This is a genomic window from Streptomyces sp. NBC_01363 (assembly GCF_026340595.1).
Lineage (GTDB): Bacteria > Actinomycetota > Actinomycetes > Streptomycetales > Streptomycetaceae > Streptomyces.
This window is the reverse complement of sequence record NZ_JAPEPF010000001.1, coordinates 4087463-4104685: the sequence shown is the minus strand read 5'-3', so window position 1 is coordinate 4104685 and position 17223 is coordinate 4087463. Positions and strand designations below refer to the sequence as shown.

The window sequence follows — 17223 nt, the reverse complement described above, 5'->3', positions numbered from 1 at the left end:
AACCGCAGGGACGCGGAACGGTCAGAACTGCAGGGACTTGGTCTGGAGGTACTCCGCGAGTCCGTGGGATCCGAGTTCGCGGCCGACGCCGGACTGCTTGTATCCGCCGAACGGGGCGAGCGGGTTGAACCGGCCGCCGTTGATGTCGACCTGCCCGGTGTCCATCCGCCGGGCGAACGCCACCGCCTCCGCGTCGTCGCCCGCCCAGACCGCGCCCGCGAGGCCGTACACGGTGCCGTTGGCGATGCGCAGGGCGTCGTCCTCGTCCTCGTAGCGGATGAGCGAGACGACGGGGCCGAAGATCTCCTCCTGGGCGATGGTCATCTCCGGGGTGACATCGGCGAACACGGTGGGGCTGACGAAGTAGCCCTGCTCGCGCGGGGCTTCGGGGCCGCCCGCGACGAGGCGGGCGCCCTCCGCCACACCCTTCTCGATGTAGCCGCGCACCCGCGCGTGCTGCTTGGCGTTGACGAGGGGGCCGATGCGGTCGCCGTACTTGGCGGCCGCCTCCGCGGCGAGCGCGACCGCCTCGTCGTACTGCGAGGTGTGCACCAGCATCCGGGTCCAGGCGCTGCACGTCTGGCCGGAGTTGCCCATGACGTTCGCCACGCCGACACCGACGGCCCTGGCCAGGTCCGCGCTCGGCAGGATGACGTTGGCGGACTTGCCGCCCAGTTCGAGGGCGACGCGCTTGACGGCCGCGCCGGCCGTGGCGCCGATCCGCTTGCCGACGGCGGTGGAACCGGTGAACGAGACCAGGTCGACGCCGTCGTGCTCGGCCAGGGCCTGTCCGGCGACCGGGCCGAGACCGGTGACGAGGTTGAACACGCCTGCGGGAACGCCCGCTTCATGGACGGCCTCGGCGAAGAGCTGGGCGGTCAGCGGGGTGTCCTCGGCGGGCTTGAGGACGACCGTGCACCCCGCCGCGAGCGCGGCGGCGACCTTGGCCACGATCTGGTGCAGCGGGTAGTTCCACGGGGTGATCGCGCCGACGACGCCGACCGGCTCGGCGTAGACGGTGGAGTTGCCGACCTTCTCCTCGAAGGCGTACGAGGCGGCCAGCTCGGCGTACGAGCCGGCCACCAGGACCGGGACGCCCGCGTGCACCGCCTGCGAGAAGGGCAGCGGCGCGCCGAGCTCGGCGGTGACGGTCCTGGCGATCTCGTCCTTGCGTGCGACGAGTACGTCACGCAGGGCGGCGATGCGCGCGGCACGCTCGGCGGGCGCGGTGGCCGCCCAGGCGGGGAGCGCGGCGCGGGCGGCCCGTACCGCGGCGTCGACGTCCTCCGCCCCGCCGGCCGGGACCTCGGCGATGACCTGTTCGTCCGCCGGGTTCACGACCGCGATCGTGTCCCTTCCCGCGGCGGGCCGCCAGGCCCCGTCGATGTACATGCCGTCGTGGGCCTTCATCGCTGTTCCTCCCGGACACGGTTGCGGACGGGGGCGTCCACAACCCCAAACTAGCGCTGTTAGTTTTCGGGCGCCAGAGACGCCCGTCACGCCGAGGGCTGCCGGCCGAGCTCCGCGTGCTCCGTACCGGGGTTCTCGAACTGGGTGCGGTACAGCTCCTCGTACCGGCCGGCCGCGGCGAGGAGTTCGTCGTGCGTGCCCCGCTCCACGATCCGCCCGTTCTCCACGACCAGGATGAGGTCGGCCGCCCGGACCGTGGAGAGCCGATGGGCGATCACGACCGCCGTGCGTCCGGCGAGCGCCTCGGTGAGTGCTTCCTGGACGGCCGCCTCGGAGGTGTTGTCGAGGTGGGCGGTGGCCTCGTCGAGGATGACGACGCGCTGACGGGCCAGCAGCAGCCGGGCGATGGTCAGCCGCTGGCGTTCGCCGCCGGAGAGCCGGTAGCCGCGTTCGCCGACGACGGTGTCTAGCCCGTCGGGCAGCGAGGCGACGAGACCGTCCAGGCGCGCGCGGCGCAGCGCGTCCCAGAGGTCCTCCTCGGCGGCTCCGGGGCGGGCGAGCAGCAGGTTGGCGCGCACCGATTCGTGGAAGAGGTGGCCGTCCTGGGTGACCATGCCGAGGGTGTCGCGCAGGGTGTCGGCGGTCAGGTCGCGTACGTCGACGCCGCCGATGCGTACCGCGCCCTCGTCCGTGTCGTACAGCCGCGGCAGCAGTTGGGCGATGGTCGACTTCCCCGCGCCGGACGAGCCGACGAGTGCCACCGTCTGTCCGGGCTCGGCGCGGAAGGAGACCCCGCGCAGCACTTCGTCGCCGCCGCGGGTGTCGAGGCTCGCGACGTCCTCCAGCGAGGCGAGCGAGACCTTGTCGGCGGACGGGTAGCCGAACCGCACCTGGTCGAACTCGACGGACACCGGACCGTCCGGGACCGCCCGTGCGTCCGGCTTCTGGTCGATGAGCGGCTTGAGGTCGAGGACCTCGAAGACCCGCTCGAAGCTGACGAGCGCGCTCATCACCTCGACGCGCGCCCCGGCGAGTGCGGTGAGCGGTGCGTACAGCCGGGTCAGCAGGAGGGCCAGGGCCACGACCGCGCCCGCGTCGAGCTGCCCGCGCAGTGCGTAGAACCCGCCGAGCCCGTAGACCAGGGCGAGTGCCAGCGCGGACACGAGGGTGAGGGCGGTGATGAACGCGGACTGGGCCATGGCCGTGCGGACGCCGATGTCGCGCACCCGGCCGGCTCTGACGGCGAATTCGGCGGACTCGTCGGCGGGGCGGCCGAAGAGCTTGATCAGGGTGGCGCCGGGTGCGGAGAAGCGCTCGGTCATCCGGGTCCCCATCGCGGCGTTGTGGGCCGCGGCCTCCCGCTGGAGCCTCGCCATCCTGGTGCCCATCCGCCGGGCCGGCAGCACGAACACCGGCAGCAGCACCAGCGCGAGCACGGTGATCTGCCAGGAGATGGAGAGCATGACGCCGAGGGTGAGCAGCAGCGTCACGACGTTGCTGACGACGCCGGACAGCGTGTTGCTGAAGGCGCGCTGGGCTCCGATGACGTCGTTGTTGAGGCGGCTGACGAGCGCACCGGTGCGGGTCCGGGTGAAGAACGCGACCGGCATGCGCTGCACATGGTCGAAGACGGTGGTGCGCAGATCGAGGATCAGTCCCTCGCCGAGATTGGCCGAGAGCCAGCGGCTGACCAGGCCCAGTGCCGCCTCCGCGACGGCGATCACGGCGATGAGGAGGGACAGCCGGGTGACGGTGCCCGACTCCTTGCCGGACACGATCGCGTTCACGACGCGGCCGGCGAGGACGGGGGTGGCGACCGCGAGCAGTGCCGTCGCCACGCTCAGGATCAGGAACAGGGCGACCCGGCGCCGGTGCGGGCGGGCGAACGCGGCGATGCGCCGCAGGGTGGTCCGGTCGAAGGGGCGTCGGTCCGCTTGCGCGTTCATGACGTTGTGGAGCTGTGTCCACGCCGTGGTTTCCATGCTCATGGGAGGAACGTACGACCTCCAGTGGGCTTGAGGTCAACGGCCGGGGTCCTGGCGGCAGTGAACTGCCATCGGCGGCTGTCAGGCGCGGTCGCGGTCGGCGTGGCGCCGACCCGGCCGGGGTGCCGGTTCGGTCGGGGCGGCACCGGCCTTCCGGGCCCGCCCGCCGCGTACGCCCAGTCCCGCCGCCGCGATCAGGAGGGCGCCGAGCATGACGAACGGCGCCGCGATGCCCGCCACCCCGGCGATCAGACCGATGGCGCGCTCGTCCGCACCCAGCGAGAGAGCCCGGTAGGAGACGGCGGGCCGGGCCATCGACACCGCCCCCTGCGCGAAGGCGATGACGAGGCGCAGCAGCCAGCCCCTGCCGGGCTCCTGGAGGGTGCGCACGGTCAGATGATGCCGAACAGGAGTCCGGCGCAGAGCACCACCAGCGAGGTGAGCGCGGCCCACTTGACGGTGAACCTGGTGTGGTCGCCGAATTCGACCTTCGCCATGCCGACGAGCACGTAGACGGCCGGGACCAGCGGGGACGACATGTGCAGGGGCTGGCCGACCAGGGAGGCGCGGGCGATCTCCAGCGGGGAGACACCGTGGGCGGCACCCGCCTCGGCGAGCACCGGGACCACACCGAAGTAGAAGCCGTCGTTGGACATGAAGTACGTCAGCGGGATGCTGAGGATGCCGGTGACGATCGCCATGTGCGGGCCCATGCCGTCGGGGATCGCGCCGACGAGCCAGTCGGCCATGTGCTCGACCATGCCCGTGCCGGAGAGGACGCCGGTGAAGACGGCGGCCGCGAAGACCATGCCGGAGACGTTGAGGACGTTGTCGGCGTGGGCGGCGATCCGGGCCCGCTGGTCGGGCATGTGGGGGAAGTTGACCGTGAGGGCGAGGGCCGCGCCGAGCAGGAAGAGCACCGGGATCGGCATCAGTTCCATGATCATCGCGGTGAGCAGGGCGACGGTGAGGCCCGCGTTGAACCAGTAGAGCTTGGGGCGCAGGGTGGCCCGGTTCGGGTCCAGGCCCTTGAAGCCCTCGTCCTCGTCCGGCCCGGAGTCTCCGGCTCCGTCGCCGTCCGCGCCCGTGCCCGTACCGGCTCCGCCGGAGTTCTTGCGGGTACGGTCGCTGCCGCCGCCCGCCCCGACGAGAACGGTCTCCGACTCCGTGGCCGTCTCGGTGGTCAGCACTTCGTCGAGGGTGAGCATGCCGAGCCGCTTGCGCTCGCGGCGGCCCAGGACGACGGCGAGGAGCAGGACGGCGACCAGTCCGATGCCGAGCGCCGGGATCATCGGGACGAAGATGTCGCCCGCGTCCAGCTTGAGCGCGGTGGCGGCGCGGGCGGTGGGGCCGCCCCAGGGAAGGGTGTTCATGACGCCGTTCGCCGTGGCGGCGACACCGGTCATCACGACCAGGCTCATCTTGAGGCGCTTGTAGAGCGGATACATCGCCGAGACGGTGATCATGAAGGTGGTGGAGCCGTCGCCGTCGAGGGAGACGATGGCGGCGAGCACGGCCGTACCGACGACGATCCGCATCGGGTCGGCCTTGCAGAAGCGCAGGATGCCCCGCACGATCGGGTCGAAGAGGCCGACGTCGATCATCACGCCGAAGTAGACGATGGCGAACATCAGCATCGCGGCGGTCGGGGCGAGATTGCCGACGCCTTCGATGACGTAGTCACCGAGCTTCGCGCCCTGCCCGACCGCGACGCAGAACAGCGCGGGGATCAGGACCAGCGCCGCGATCGGCGACATCTTCTTCAACATGATCAGGACCAGGAAGGTCGCAATCATGGCGAAGCCGAGGATTGTCAGCATATGGATACCTATCGCTCACCCTTGAACTCCCACCGGACTCGGCGGTGCGGATGACGTTAGGGCGCGGTTCGCAGCGTTAACAAGATGTTGACATGCGAGCAATACGAGCAAAACCCCAGGTCAACGCGGGGATCACGGCTTGGGCACAACCGGCGCCCTCATCGGCGCATTCGCCCGCGCCCCCGTCGGTGTCCCGACCCGCGCCCCCGTCGGCGCGACGGGCTCGGGCGTCGCAGCGGGTGTCACCGTCACCGGGAATCCGTTGAGCACGGCGGTGCCGGAGAGTGGGTCGAGCCGGGCGCCGTCGAGCAGTTGATTGACGTTGACGCCGGGGCGGGCCGCGGCGACGGAGAGCCGGGCGCCGGGGCGGTGGTGGCTCCACCCGTGCGGGAGGCTCACCACTCCGGGTTGGATTCGAGGGGGTTGACGCCGAGGGGCAGCAGATGGCCGGTGCGGCCGAGATCGGGCACCGGGATGGCGTTCGGGTCCCCGAAGAGCAGTCCGCTGGAGACGTGCTTGGGCGTCTGGTCGAGGGTGCTCGCGGTGAACAGGGCCCGGGTGCGCAGGGCGGAGAGCAGCGCGGAGGGGTAGAGAGCGCCGGCCACGGTGTGCACGTTCGGGTTGCCGAGGACGACGCCGACCGCCTGCTGCCCGTGCTCCTCGGTCGGGGCGGGCAGGGCGCGGGCGATCGTGTCGAACGCCTCGTTCCAGGTCGACTCCGTCAGGACGCCGTCCTTGCGGACGAGCGGGGTGCGCAGCCGGTCGGGGTCGGCGTCGAGCCCGCCGATGGACGCGCCCCTGGGGCAGATGAAGCCACGGCTGAAGACGTCCTCCCGGTCGCCCCGGGCTCCGGTGACCCTGGTCCCCTCGATGGTGAGGCCGAGCCCGCAGGCGGCCTCGCAGAGGGGGCGGATGCGCAGGGCGGTACGGGGGCTGCTGGGGTCGTGCGACATGGCCCCTCCCCGGGGCGGCGGCAGCGGTGGCGCGCGTACGTCGGCAAGCAGGGCGAGCATACCGACCGGTACGCACGGTGGGGAGGTGCCGGCGCGACGAGCTTGCCCGGGGCGGCCGGACGGTGCCGCCAGGTCAGTCCAGGACGCTCGCCAGGTAGGCCCGGAGCAGGATGCGGGTCTCGGCGACGATGGCCCGGTCGCCCGACGGGTCGGTACGGAAGGCGAGTTGGAGGAGGGCGTCGGCGGTCTCGACGCAGACCAGGACGGTGCGCAGCAGATCCTCGTCGGGGGCGCGGCCGAGGTGGCCGGAGAGCAGTTCGGTGAGCCGGCCCGCGACCCGCTGGTTGGCGTCGCCTGCGGGGTCGTCCTCGGGGGCCGGCGCGCCGAAGTCGACGAGGGCGAATCCGGCCACGGAGCGCTTCATCGCCAGGTATTCGTCCAGCACGGCATCGATGGCGCTGCGCCAGTCCGCGGTCGGGATGACGGCCAGGCGGGAGGTGATGCGTTCGGCGTAACTGTCCAGATTGCGCCGGGCCAGCGCGTCGGCCAGCGCGCGCTTGTTGGAGAAGAACCGGTAGACGGAGCCGATGGGGACCCCGGCACGGATGGCCACGGCCCGGGTGGACAGCTGCTCGTAGCCGGTCTCGTCGAGGAGTTCGGCGCAGGCGTCGAGTATCCGGGCGAGGCGCTCGGCGCTGCGCTGCTGCACGGGGGCGCGGCGGAGGTTCGTGTTCGCATGGGGCACGGGCTCCATGATGCCGTGGGCCTCCTCCGGTGCGGGTGGCCGGTGGGTTCCGGTGCGGTCGCGGGCGGGTGACCACCGGCCTCCGGCGCGACTCTCACGCGATGAGCAGCGACAGCCCGCCGATGGTGTACGTGATCATCAGGACCAGCAGCGGGAGTTGTCCCGCGACGGCGCGGCCGGGCGGGAAGAGGCGCACGGACCGGTCGTGGGCGGCGATGACGCCGAGTACGTGGCCGAGGACGATCGCGGCGACCTGGAGCGTGGCGACTCCGCCGGGGCCCAGGGGCGGCTCGGGCGGGACCGGATTGTCGGTGCCGGATGCCACCATGACGGTGCGTGGACCTTCGGTGACGAAGAGTGTGAAGTAGTGGGCGACGAGATAGCCGAGCGCGATCGGGACGAGCGAGTGGGCGAAGGCGGTGAGCGGGTGGCGCAGTTGACCGGAGATCAGCCGGACGGCGCCGGCGCAGAGGGCGTAGAGGGTGGCGACGAGGGCGACGGCGCCCAGGAGTCCGAGCGTGGCCGCGGTGGTGCGGCCCAGGGGTGAGGTCTGGACGGTGGTGATCCAGGACGGGGAGTCGGAGAAGCCGTCGTAGGCGGTGGAGCCGAGCATGACGCACACGGTGGCGACGAGTCCGGCCGTCTGCGGGGTGGCGTCGAGTCCGTTGAACGGGGAGCGGAGCACGAGGCGGCGGTCGGCGGGGCGGCGGCCGAGCGGGGAGAGCCGGCCGAGCAGCCCCGAGTAGACCTCGAAGGCGTCCGCCCGGTCGAACCACCCGGCCCCGTGGCGGGCGGCGCCCGCGAGGTGGACGGCGGCGTAGAGGGAGAGGAAGAGGAGGAGGGCGGTGGTCGACGCGGGGTCGGGGGCGACGAGTTCGAGCCAGGTGAAGGCGAGGAGCCCGGCGGCGGCGGGCCACAGACCGAGCCGTGCGGGAAGGGGCCGGCCCGCGGCGGGGTCGCGGCCCAGTGCGCGGCAGACGAGGAGGTGGACGGTGCGCAGCGGGTTGACCGGTCGCCAGACGGGACCGAGGAGGAGCGACGCGGGGACGAGCCCGACCCAGAGGAGTACGTAGACGGCGCCGGGGGCCGGATTGCGGTCCGGGTCGTCCGGACCGAGGAGGAGCTGGAGCGTGACGTACAGGGCTGCGGCGAGACCGAGCGCGCGCAGCGCGATACGGGTGGGGCGGGCGTCGGCGAGGCGCTGGACGGCGTACGGGAGCGGGCGGCCCGCCCGGTCGCCCCGGAACCGGGAGGCGGACCAGAGCAGGCCGAGCGCGAGGAAGGAGACGAAGAGCGCGGCGAAGGCTCCGGCGAAGGCGTAGAAGGGGGACAGCGGAAGGTCGTGCTGGGCGCCGATGCCGTGGGCGAGGACGCTCACCGTACGACGAGTTGGGTCAGGAGCAGGTCGGACTCGTGGGTCTCGACCTCGAAGAGCCCGCTGCGGTCGGCGGTGAAGGTCAGGGTGACGGTCTTGCCCGCGGGCAGCCGGGCCTCCTTGTCGTAGCCGTGGACATGGAGGGTGTCGGCGCGGTCGCTGCGGACCCGGAGCTCGACGATCCGGCCCTTCTCGATCTCGGTGCGGCCGGGATCGGGGCTGACCCTGCCGTGCGAGACGACGATCTCAAGTGTCGTGTCGGGCCGGGGTGTTGCGGTTCGGTGCTCCTCCGGGGAGGTGGCCGTCGCGGAGGGCATGGCGAGGGAGGTGGTGGCCTGGACGGGGGTGGCGTTCACGGCCCAGGCGGTGTGGTCGTCGGCGTAGAGCCGTGCGGTGAGGCCGGTACCGCCGCCGGCGGCACGGACGAGGGAGGCGGGAAGGTGGTACCAGGAGCCGTAGACGCGGGCGAGGGGGTGGCCGTCGAGGAACAGCCGGGCGTGGCCGCGCCCGAGGAGGGCGGCGCCGCCCACGCTGTCCGGGGTGAACCTGAAGTTACGTACGGAGAGGTGGACGTTCCACCCGTCCTCGGAGTCCGGTCGTACGGCGACCGTCACCGAGGGGGCGCCCTCGGCGTCGACCTGGCGCAGCCGGTTGCCGGAGCCGTCGTCGTCGGCGAGCAGCCGGCCGACGTTGCCGCCGGCCTGTTCATGGCTGGTGCCGGGTTTGTGATGGGTGGTGGCCCGCCCACCGCAGGCGCTCGCACCGAACACGAGGGCGCCCGCGGTGAGCACGGTGACGGCGGCGAGGACCGGCCGGGGGGCCCGGCCCGGCCGGACCGGCCGGGCGGGCAGCGACGGTGTGGTGGAACGCTTCACGATGCGTCTCCTTCCGGGGCGGGGCCCGAGGCCGGGGCAGGGACGGAACCGGGGGCCGGGGCCGGGGCCGCGGTCGCTTCCGGCGGGTTGCGGTCGCCGTGGCGGGCGGCGGCGATCACGGCCCACACCACCCAGACCACGCCGAGCAGTCCGCGCACCCAGGCCGGGCTGAGCGGAATCCACGGGATCATGAAGACGGCCTTGTCCACGGCGTCGAGCAGCGTGAGCGCACCCAGCACCACCGTGGTCCAGCCCAGCCAGGGCCGTTCCCTCCGGAGCACGAGACCGATGCCGGTCCACCACACCCCGGTCAGCAGCAGCGCCAGCGCGGGCACATAGGAGGCGGCCAGCCCCGTCGTCGATCCGGCCACGTCGAGCCCGAGGCCGATCACGCCGAGCCCCGTGGCCACCGTCGCGAACCGGCTGCCGCGCAGTCTGCGCCACCACAGCACCCCGCCGACCAGCGCGAGCACCACCGCGACCGCCAGCGCCACCTGCACCTCGATGCGCTCGATGCCCCGGGCCCCGTACCAGTCGCAGCCGGCCGGCAGCCTGCGCGCCTGCACGTTGTAGTCGGCACAGACCAGCAGCTGGGCGAGCTTGACCGGTTCACCGACGAGCCGGTCGGTGCTCCCGGACACGGCGCCGCGCTCGGAACCGCAGCTGGGCAGGGCGCGCGGGGAGGACGGCCCTGCGTTTGCCTGCCAGCAGTTGCCCTCGCCCTGGCCGTCCCACCACACATCGGTGCGGTTGGGCCGGGAGTTGCCCGCCTTGTCCCTGCCGAGATGGTTGCCCGCGTACCGGTTGTGGTGCGAGGTGTCGGCCTGCTTGGACAGCGCGCCCTCGCCGCGGATGAAGGCGGGGACGGCGGTCAGGACGAAGGCGGCGCGCCGCTGCCCGTAGATCCAGTTGTTCTCGTACAGGTTCCAGTTGCCGCCCGCGGTGATGATGCCGGAACCGGGCGGCATGGAGATCTGCGGGCAGACGACCCCCTCCTCGTAGCCGCGGTCCACGGGCGGCTTGGCGCAGGTGCCGTCGGCGACGTAGGGATAGTAGTCGGCGTTGTTGTCGTGGATCAGGTTGCGTTCGAAGCGGGCGTGGTTCTGCGGCAGGCCGGGGTGGCCGGGGAAGGCGCTGTCCATCGAGGCGCCGCCCATGTTGTGGTCGAACTCGTTGTCGTGGACGTGGACGGAGTCGCCCGCGGTGCCGGAGTAGCCGACCATGTTGTGGTGGCTGCGGCAGCCGGTGATCTCGATGGAGTAGCGCGGCACGTCGTAGCCGTACGCGTCGTTGATGTTCGACGCGCTGCCGGGGTAGATGCCGGAGTCGCCGTTTCCGTACGACTCGCAGTTCTTGTACAGCCCGTGGTCGCTGGCGAAGGTCAGGAAGCCGTACTCGTCGTTCCACCGGGTGAGGACGGAGTCGATGACGAAGCCGTCCTGGGCCAGGACGTACAGGGAGTTGAAGGTGGTGCGCTGGGCGGTGAAGTTCCTGAAGTAGATGCCGTCGGAGCCGTCCGCGCGGATCGCGTTGAGCTTCTGGTACTTGGCGTCGACGACCACGTCCGTGCGCTCGGCGCCGGTGCCCTCGATCTGGAGGTTCTTCTTGCCGAGGATCGCCACCAGGTTCTGGTTGTGCGGGCACCGAGCCTGCTGCGCGTACGACAGGATCTGGTAGCCGAGCTGGGAGTTGGGCGCCTTCAGCCGGGCGCACTCCCCCGTCGGCTTGGGCAGCGAGGGCTCCTCCTCGTACAGGCCGGGCAGGATGGCGATGTTCATGCCGGGCCCGTCGACCGCGTCGACGGCCTGTTGCAGATGGCGGTAGCCGGACTTCTGGCACCGGTCGAAGAGCTTCAGGTTCCGGGTCCGCAGCCCCTCCGGGAAGCCGGACACACGGCGCTCGAAGTCCGGCCGGTCGCTCTTGCAGACCAGCAGATCGGGTTCACCGGTGCGGTACAGGGGGACGCTGCCGCTTCCGTCGGGCAGGGTGACCGGACGTTCCTCGTGCGCCTGGGCGGCCGGGGCCGCGAGCAGGGCGGCGACGAGCGCCGCCAGAACCACCAGAAGTCTTCGTGTCCACGACATGTGCGGGAGAGTAGAGCATTGTTCAACTTTTTGAACCCCCCGTGCATCACGCATTTGGAACGCTCCGGGAACCCCCGGGAACCCGTGTGCGTCACGAATGCCGTTGACTCACCTCGATCCGATTCCTACGGTTACCCATAGGATTCCTTCGGCACCGGGAGCGCACATGAGCGGCAACGAGCAGGCGAGGAAAACGGCGGAAGCGCTGGAGCATTCCGCCGGTTTCGGCAATCAGCACAGCTCGGAGGCGGTTGCGGGGGCGCTGCCGCACGGCCGCAACTCCCCCCAGCGCGCGCCCCTCGGGCTCTACGCGGAGCAACTGAGCGGCTCGGCCTTCACCGAACCGCGCGCCCACAACCGCCGTTCCTGGCTCTACCGGATCCGTCCGTCGGCCGCTCATCCCCCGTTCGTCCGGATCGGCAACGGGGCGATCCGCACCGCCCCGTTCACCGAATCCGTGCCCGACCCCAACCGGCTGCGCTGGGATCCGCTCCCCGCGCCCAGGCCCGGGACGGACTTCCTGGCAGGCCTGTGGACCCTCGGCGGCAACGGCGACGCGACGCAGCGCACCGGAATGGCCGTGCATCTCTACCACGCCGACTCGTCGATGACGGACCGGGTGTTCAGCGACTCGGACGGCGAGCTGCTGATCGTCCCGGAGCGCGGCGGCCTGCTGCTCCGTACCGAACTGGGCCTGCTGCGTGCCGAACCGGGGCACATCGCGCTGATCCCGCGCGGCGTCCGTTTCCGCGTGGAGCTGCTCGACGCCACCGCCCGCGGCTATGTCTGCGAGAACTACGGCCAGCCGTTCGCCCTCCCCGACCTCGGCCCGATCGGCGCCAACGGCCTGGCGAACGCCCGGGACTTCCTCGCTCCCGTCGCGGCGTTCGAGGACGACGACCGCCCGGTGGAGGTGGTCAACAAGTTCTGCGGGAACCTCTGGTCGGCGACCTACGACCACTCGCCGCTCGATGTGGTCGCCTGGCACGGCAACCACACCCCGTACGTCTACGACCTGCACCGCTTCAATGTCATCGGCTCGATCAGCTACGACCACCCCGACCCGTCGATCTTCACGGTGCTGACGTCGCCGTCCGACACCCCCGGTCTGGCCGGTGTCGACTTCGTCGTCTTCGCACCGCGCTGGCTGGTCGGCGAGGACACCTTCCGGCCGCCGTACTTCCACCGCAATGTGATGAGCGAGTACATGGGCCTGATCGAGGGCGCGTACGACGCGAAGACGGCCGGCAAGGGCGGTTTCGTGCCGGGCGGCGGCTCGCTCCACAACATGATGTCGGCGCACGGCCCGGACCGGGAGACCTTCGACCGGGCGAGCGAGGCGGAGCTGAAGCCGCAGAAGATCGACGACGGCCTCGCTTTCATGTTCGAGACCCGCTGGCCGGTGACGGCGACGGGGCAGGCGGCGACCGCCGGTCATCTGCAGCACGGCTACGACGACGTGTGGCAGGGTCTGAGCCGCAACTTCAGGCCGTAGGCGACACCGCCGCCCCGGCCCGGTCCGAACGAAAGGCCCCAGGTGCCTCAGACGCCCAAGATCCCCCCGGGGCCGGCCTTCGCCCCCGATTCGCTGGTCCTGAACCGCAAGCTGCCGCTGTGGTACCAGGTCTCGCAGTCGTTGCGCGCCTCGATACTGGGCCGCGCCAGGGACGCCTCGGCACGGCTGCCGACCGAGGAACAGCTCGCCGCGCACTACGGCGTCAGCGTCCTGACGATGCGCCAGGCGCTCAAGGAGCTGGAGACCGAAGGGCTGATCAGCCGGCACCGGCGGCGCGGCACCTTCATCGAGCCGCGCGCCCGCCGGGTGTCGCCGGTCCGGCTGCTGGGTTCGATCGATGCGATCGTGGCCCAGCAGTCGGGCGAGCGGACCACGGTGCTCGGCCACGGCCCGGTCGCCGTGCCCGGGGATCTCACCGAGTACTTCCCCGACTGCGCGGAGGTGGTCAGCTACCGCCGACTGCGCCACGACGGCGACAGCGACGAGCCCACCAACTGGGCGGAGAACGTGGTGCGCCCCGAGATCGCGGCCCGCCTGGACGTCGCCGATCTCGAACGCTGGCCGATGACCAAGGTGCTGCGCGACCGGGTCGGCGTCCGTATCGCGCGCATCACCGACACGGTCGAGGCGCGGCTGGCCGACCCGGCCACCGCCGAACTCCTCCAGGTCCCGCTGCTGAGCCCGATCCTGTTCTACACGGGCGTGACGTACGACGAGAGCGGCCAGGTGGTCGACGTGGCGCAGATCCGCTACCGGGGCGACCGGTTCTCCTTCTCGGTCACCGTGGAAGCGCACTGACCACTGGGGAGGCGCACCGACCGCCGCGGAAGGGCACGGGCGCACTGCCTCGTGCCGCGGCGGTCCGGCCCCGGGCCTGGCCCCGGGAGTGGACCTCCGAGCTGCTGGAACTGATCGCCCTGCTCGCCCTGTTGGACGGGCTCCGGCCCCGGCAGGAGGGTCTTGCCGACGGTCCGCAGCTCACGGCCGCCGATCTCCGCGCGGCGGGCGTCCTGCCCGTCGCGGCCACGGCCCGGCGGCCCGCGTCGGTGCTCGGTCATCAGGAGGAGGGCCCGGACGGGCAGTTCGCGCTGCTGTGACGGGGCGACCGGGCCCGCCCGCTACCGGTCGAAGGAGTCCAGCACCCGGTGGAGCGCCCGGTCGAAGACCCCTTCCAGATCGATCGGCCCCGGGTCCTCGGCGAATCCCGCCGCCATCCGCGGATACTTCCCGGTCGCGATCTGGCTGATCAGATAGCCGGTGCGCGCGGCGTTCTCCTGCTCCTCGGACCAGGGCAGTGACCGGCTGCGCTCCGCCGTGTCGATCTCGTTGGCCACATAGGTGGTGATCACGCCGTTGACCATCGCGATGAGTTCCATCTTCTCGCCGAACCGTGCGTCGACCCCGTCCAGACAGCTGAGCGCGTACTCCAGGTACCGCAGGGCATTCGGACTGAAGCCGTACACGGGTGACATCAGCCGGGGCACCCAGGTGTGGCGGTGCATCATCGCGCGGGTCTGGCGGGCGAGTGCGACGAGGTCGCCGCGCCAGTCGCCGGACGGCTCGGGGAAGTCGTACCCCCCGCTGACCGCGTCGAGCATCAGCTCGTGCAGGTCCTCCTTGCGCGGCACGTAGTTGTAGAGCGACATCGTGCCGCAGCCGAGCTCCGCCGCGACCTTGCGCATGGACACCGCGTCGAAGCCGTCCGCGTCGGCGATGCGGACGGCGGCCGCCGCGATGTCCGCTCGGCTGAATGCGGGCCTGGGGCCCCGGCCCGCGCGCTCGGGGCGCGCCCAGATCACTTCGGGTACAGCGGGTCGCCCCACCATCGATCATCACCTCGCCCACCATCGTAGTTACGTACACCGTACGTAGTGCGATACGGTGGGTCGCATGACAACTACGTACGCTGTACTTAGTGAAGGTCTGGAGAAGCGCTACGGTGATGTCCACGCGCTGCGCGGGCTCGACCTCGCGGTCACCGAGGGCACCGTCTGCGGAGTGCTGGGGCCGAACGGCGCGGGCAAGACCACCGCCGTCCGGGTGCTCACCACGCTGACGACGCCGGACGGTGGCAGCGCCCGGGTCGCCGGCCACGACGTGGTGCGCGAGGCGGCCTCGGTCCGCGCGGCGATCGGCGTCACCGGGCAGGACGCCTCGGTCGACGGCGAGCTGTCCGGCCGGCAGAATCTGCGGCTCTTCGCCAAGCTGCAACGATTCCGCGGCGACGCGGCACGCGCCCGCGCCGACGAGCTCCTGGAGCGCTTCGAGCTGACCGAGGCGGCCGACCGCCCGGCCCGCACCTACTCGGGCGGCATGCGCCGCCGCCTCGATCTCGCCGCCAGTCTGCTGACCCGCCCGGGGGTGCTCTTCCTGGACGAGCCGACCACCGGTCTCGACCCGCACAGCCGCAACCAGATCTGGGCGGCGGTACGGGAGCTGGCCGGCCGGGGCACGACCGTCCTGCTCACCACGCAGTATCTGGAGGAGGCCGATCAGCTGGCCGACGACATCGTGCTGATCGACCGGGGCCGGGCCGCCCATCGCGGCACCCCCGCCGAGCTGAAGTCCCGCATCGGCAGTTACGCCGAGGTGGTCGTCGCCCATGAGTCGGCGCTGCTCCCGGCGGCCGGCGTGCTCGACCAGCTCACCGGCGCCGAACCGGTGCTCGACCATGAGCGCCGCACCGTGGGCGCCGTCGCGACCGACACCACGCTCACCCTCCCTCGTATCGTCCGCGAGCTCGACGCGGCGGGCGTACCGGTGATCGACGCGAGCCTGCGCCCGCCGACGCTCGACGAGGTCTTCCTCCGCCTGACCGACCGCGGCGACGGCCGCACCTCCCCGCCCCAGAAGGAGACGGCAGCATGAGCAGCACGACACTGGTCCACGAGCGGCCCGCCACGACCGCCGCGAGCACCCCCGTCGCCGACGCCCTGGCCGTGCTGGGCCGCCATCTGCAGCGGATCAAGGCGGCCCCGGGCGTGGTGATCCTGACCCAGACCATGCCGATCACGATGCTGCTGTTCTTCGGGTACGTGTTCGGCAGCGCGCTGGCCGTGCCGGGCCAGGAGTACCGCGCGTTCCTGGTGCCGGGTCTGCTGGCCGCGACGGCGGCCAACGGCATCATGGTCGGGATGTTCCAGTCCTCGCAGGACTGCCACCGCGGGGTGATGGACCGGTTCCGCACACTGCCGATGAGCCGGCCCGCCGTGCCGTTCGGCCAGACCGCCGCCGATCTGCTGACCACGGCCATCGGCATGGTCCCGCTGATCCTCGTCGGACTCGCGGTCGGCTGGCGGATCGAGGACGGGCCGCTCGCCGCCCTGGGCGCCTTCGGGCTGCTGCTGCTTCTCCGGTTCGCCACGTCGTGGCTGGGCTGCTGGCTGGGCCTGCTGATCCGCAACGAGGAGATCGCCGGTCAGCTGGGCAGCGCCACCTTCATCCTGCCGCTGCTGTCGAGCGCCTACATCCCGACCGACAATCTGCCGGGCTGGCTGCGGACGGTCGCGGAGTGGAACCCGATCAGCGCCATGGCCTCGGCCGCCCGCGACCTGTTCGGCAACGCGTCCCCGGCCGCCGACGCCGCCTGGCCGGTCGCCCACCCGGTGGCCGGGACGCTCGCCTGGTCGGCGGTGCTCCTCGCGGTGTTCGTGCCGCTGTCCGTACGGCGTTACGCGCGCGGCGGCGAGTGACCGTCGGGGACCTCACCGGGGCAGCGCACAGGGCCGGTCCAGGGCGCCGAGCAGGCTGATGAAGCTCGACTCCAGGAAGGCCCCGAGCTCCGCCGGCGCGTCCGGTTCCCCGCGCGGCCAGCTGGTCACGGCCTCCTCCGCGAACGCCGTCCAGGCACGGGCGGCGACGGCCAGTCGCGGCGAGTCCGGCATCCCGAGCCGCCGCTGCCCCTCCGCCACCCGCCGGGCGAGGGTGGCCCTGGTTCCGTCGACGATGTCCTCCACCGCGGGGTGACTGCCCGCGGCACCGCGGACCAGGGCGAGATAGACCTTGCGGCGCTCCAGTACGTACCGCACGAAACCGGCGATGAACGACCGCAGCCAGGGGACGGGCCCCAGCGAGGGGTCCGGTTCCGTGGCTGCGACGAAGTCGTCGCACTCCTGCTGCACCACGGCGCGGTAGAAGTCGCGCTTGGAGTCGAAGTAGTGGAAGAGCAGCCCCCGCGAGATACCGGCCCGCCGGGCCACGTCGTCCGTGGAGAGTTCGTCCAGCGACCGCTCGGCGAGCATGTCCAGGCCGATGGCGACCAACTGGGCCCTTCGTTCGTCGGGGCTCAGGCGCGCGGCTCGCTTTTCGGACATACGTACAGTCTAGAAGTACTTCGGCGCCGAAGTATTTACCGAAGCGCCCGCTGAAGCATTCACCGAAGTCTTCCCGGGACCGCGACCGTCGCCCTCCGGTGCCCGGTGAACACACCGAAGCGCTGCCGTGGGCCCTGGGGATGACGG

General features: G+C 71.8%; 14 protein-coding genes and 3 pseudogenes. 5 read left to right on the top strand and 12 right to left on the bottom strand.

Annotated features, from left to right (window positions below):
• Nucleotides 1-21: 21 nt before the first annotated feature.
• From OG611_RS18900 to OG611_RS18855, 10 genes and pseudogenes are all read right to left on the bottom strand, one after another.
• Entirely contained in the window at nucleotides 22-1410 is a 1389-nt protein-coding gene (locus OG611_RS18900) for an aldehyde dehydrogenase family protein (RefSeq protein WP_266421451.1), read from the bottom strand.
• Nucleotides 1411-1496: 86 nt separating this feature from the next.
• Complete coding sequence (locus OG611_RS18895; RefSeq protein WP_266421448.1) at nucleotides 1497-3398, bottom strand: ABC transporter ATP-binding protein; 1902 nt, start codon at nucleotides 3396-3398, stop codon at nucleotides 1497-1499.
• A 234-nt stretch (nucleotides 3399-3632) separates the two neighbouring features.
• A pseudogene (locus tag OG611_RS18890) lies at nucleotides 3633-3791 on the bottom strand (MFS transporter); the annotation flags it as partial.
• Complete coding sequence (locus OG611_RS18885; protein ID WP_266421445.1) at nucleotides 3788-5215, bottom strand: CitMHS family transporter; 1428 nt, start codon at nucleotides 5213-5215, stop codon at nucleotides 3788-3790. The pseudogene OG611_RS18890 and the gene OG611_RS18885, both read right to left, overlap by 4 nt.
• 132 nt (nucleotides 5216-5347) lie before the next feature.
• On the bottom strand, nucleotides 5348-5614 hold the full coding sequence (locus OG611_RS18880) for a hypothetical protein (RefSeq protein WP_266421443.1): 267 nt from the start codon (nucleotides 5612-5614) through the stop codon (nucleotides 5348-5350).
• An 8-nt stretch (nucleotides 5615-5622) separates the two neighbouring features.
• A pseudogene (locus OG611_RS18875) lies at nucleotides 5623-6168 on the bottom strand (molybdopterin-dependent oxidoreductase); the annotation flags it as partial.
• A gap of 133 nt (nucleotides 6169-6301) precedes the next feature.
• Nucleotides 6302-6922, bottom strand: a complete 621-nt coding sequence (locus OG611_RS18870) for a TetR/AcrR family transcriptional regulator (RefSeq protein ID WP_266421442.1) — start codon at nucleotides 6920-6922, stop codon at nucleotides 6302-6304.
• An 85-nt stretch (nucleotides 6923-7007) separates the two neighbouring features.
• Nucleotides 7008-8291, bottom strand: coding sequence for a hypothetical protein (locus tag OG611_RS18865; RefSeq protein ID WP_266421440.1), 1284 nt, complete (start codon nucleotides 8289-8291; stop codon nucleotides 7008-7010).
• Nucleotides 8288-9163 carry a hypothetical protein gene (locus tag OG611_RS18860; RefSeq protein ID WP_266421437.1) on the bottom strand — a complete coding sequence of 292 codons (876 nt, stop codon included), beginning with the start codon at nucleotides 9161-9163 and terminating at the stop codon, nucleotides 8288-8290. Before OG611_RS18860 ends, OG611_RS18865 begins: the two co-directional genes overlap by 4 nt.
• The gene (locus OG611_RS18855; RefSeq protein WP_266421434.1) at nucleotides 9160-11247 is read right to left on the bottom strand and encodes a right-handed parallel beta-helix repeat-containing protein; all 2088 of its coding nucleotides are present in this window, start codon (nucleotides 11245-11247) and stop codon (nucleotides 9160-9162) included. The genes OG611_RS18860 and OG611_RS18855 overlap by 4 nt, the downstream gene beginning before the upstream one ends.
• A 166-nt stretch (nucleotides 11248-11413) precedes the next feature.
• Here OG611_RS18855 and hmgA point away from each other — a divergent pair, with 166 nt between their 5' ends.
• The 3 genes and pseudogenes from hmgA to OG611_RS18840 form a co-directional block, all read left to right on the top strand.
• On the top strand, nucleotides 11414-12742 hold the full coding sequence (gene hmgA, locus OG611_RS18850) for a homogentisate 1,2-dioxygenase (RefSeq protein ID WP_266421431.1): 1329 nt from the start codon (nucleotides 11414-11416) through the stop codon (nucleotides 12740-12742).
• 42 nt (nucleotides 12743-12784) lie between these two features.
• Nucleotides 12785-13561, top strand: coding sequence for a GntR family transcriptional regulator (locus OG611_RS18845; protein ID WP_266421429.1), 777 nt, complete (start codon nucleotides 12785-12787; stop codon nucleotides 13559-13561).
• A gap of 59 nt (nucleotides 13562-13620) precedes the next feature.
• Nucleotides 13621-13860 (top strand): annotated as a pseudogene (locus OG611_RS18840) (DNA methyltransferase); the annotation flags it as partial.
• A 21-nt stretch (nucleotides 13861-13881) separates the two neighbouring features.
• Here OG611_RS18840 and OG611_RS18835 read toward each other — a convergent pair.
• The gene (locus OG611_RS18835) at nucleotides 13882-14589 is read right to left on the bottom strand and encodes a TetR/AcrR family transcriptional regulator (protein WP_266421426.1); all 708 of its coding nucleotides are present in this window, start codon (nucleotides 14587-14589) and stop codon (nucleotides 13882-13884) included.
• A 64-nt stretch (nucleotides 14590-14653) separates the two neighbouring features.
• On the opposite strand from OG611_RS18835, the gene OG611_RS18830 reads away from it, so the two are divergent.
• The gene (locus tag OG611_RS18830) at nucleotides 14654-15631 is read left to right on the top strand and encodes an ATP-binding cassette domain-containing protein (protein ID WP_266421422.1); all 978 of its coding nucleotides are present in this window, start codon (nucleotides 14654-14656) and stop codon (nucleotides 15629-15631) included.
• Nucleotides 15628-16455, top strand: coding sequence for an ABC transporter permease (locus OG611_RS18825; RefSeq protein ID WP_266421420.1), 828 nt, complete (start codon nucleotides 15628-15630; stop codon nucleotides 16453-16455). The genes OG611_RS18830 and OG611_RS18825 overlap by 4 nt, the downstream gene beginning before the upstream one ends.
• Nucleotides 16456-16467: 12 nt before the next feature.
• Here the strand turns inward: OG611_RS18825 and OG611_RS18820 are convergent, their stop codons facing one another.
• Entirely contained in the window at nucleotides 16468-17076 is a 609-nt protein-coding gene (locus OG611_RS18820; RefSeq protein WP_266421418.1) for a TetR/AcrR family transcriptional regulator, read from the bottom strand.
• Between the last annotated feature and the right edge of the window lie 147 nt (nucleotides 17077-17223).

Coding starts and splice junctions, on each gene's coding strand:
- hmgA (WP_266421431.1), top strand. CDS start 11,414: ATGAGCGGCAACGAGCAGGCGAGGAAAACGGCGGAAGCGCTGGAGCAT.
- OG611_RS18830 (WP_266421422.1), top strand. CDS start 14,654: ATGACAACTACGTACGCTGTACTTAGTGAAGGTCTGGAGAAGCGCTAC.
- OG611_RS18820 (WP_266421418.1), bottom strand. CDS start 17,076: ATGTCCGAAAAGCGAGCCGCGCGCCTGAGCCCCGACGAACGAAGGGCC.
- OG611_RS18900 (WP_266421451.1), bottom strand. CDS start 1,410: ATGAAGGCCCACGACGGCATGTACATCGACGGGGCCTGGCGGCCCGCC.
- OG611_RS18895 (WP_266421448.1), bottom strand. CDS start 3,398: ATGAGCATGGAAACCACGGCGTGGACACAGCTCCACAACGTCATGAAC.
- OG611_RS18855 (WP_266421434.1), bottom strand. CDS start 11,247: ATGTCGTGGACACGAAGACTTCTGGTGGTTCTGGCGGCGCTCGTCGCC.
- OG611_RS18870 (WP_266421442.1), bottom strand. CDS start 6,922: ATGGAGCCCGTGCCCCATGCGAACACGAACCTCCGCCGCGCCCCCGTG.
- OG611_RS18835 (WP_266421426.1), bottom strand. CDS start 14,589: ATGGTGGGGCGACCCGCTGTACCCGAAGTGATCTGGGCGCGCCCCGAG.
- OG611_RS18825 (WP_266421420.1), top strand. CDS start 15,628: ATGAGCAGCACGACACTGGTCCACGAGCGGCCCGCCACGACCGCCGCG.
- OG611_RS18885 (WP_266421445.1), bottom strand. CDS start 5,215: ATGCTGACAATCCTCGGCTTCGCCATGATTGCGACCTTCCTGGTCCTG.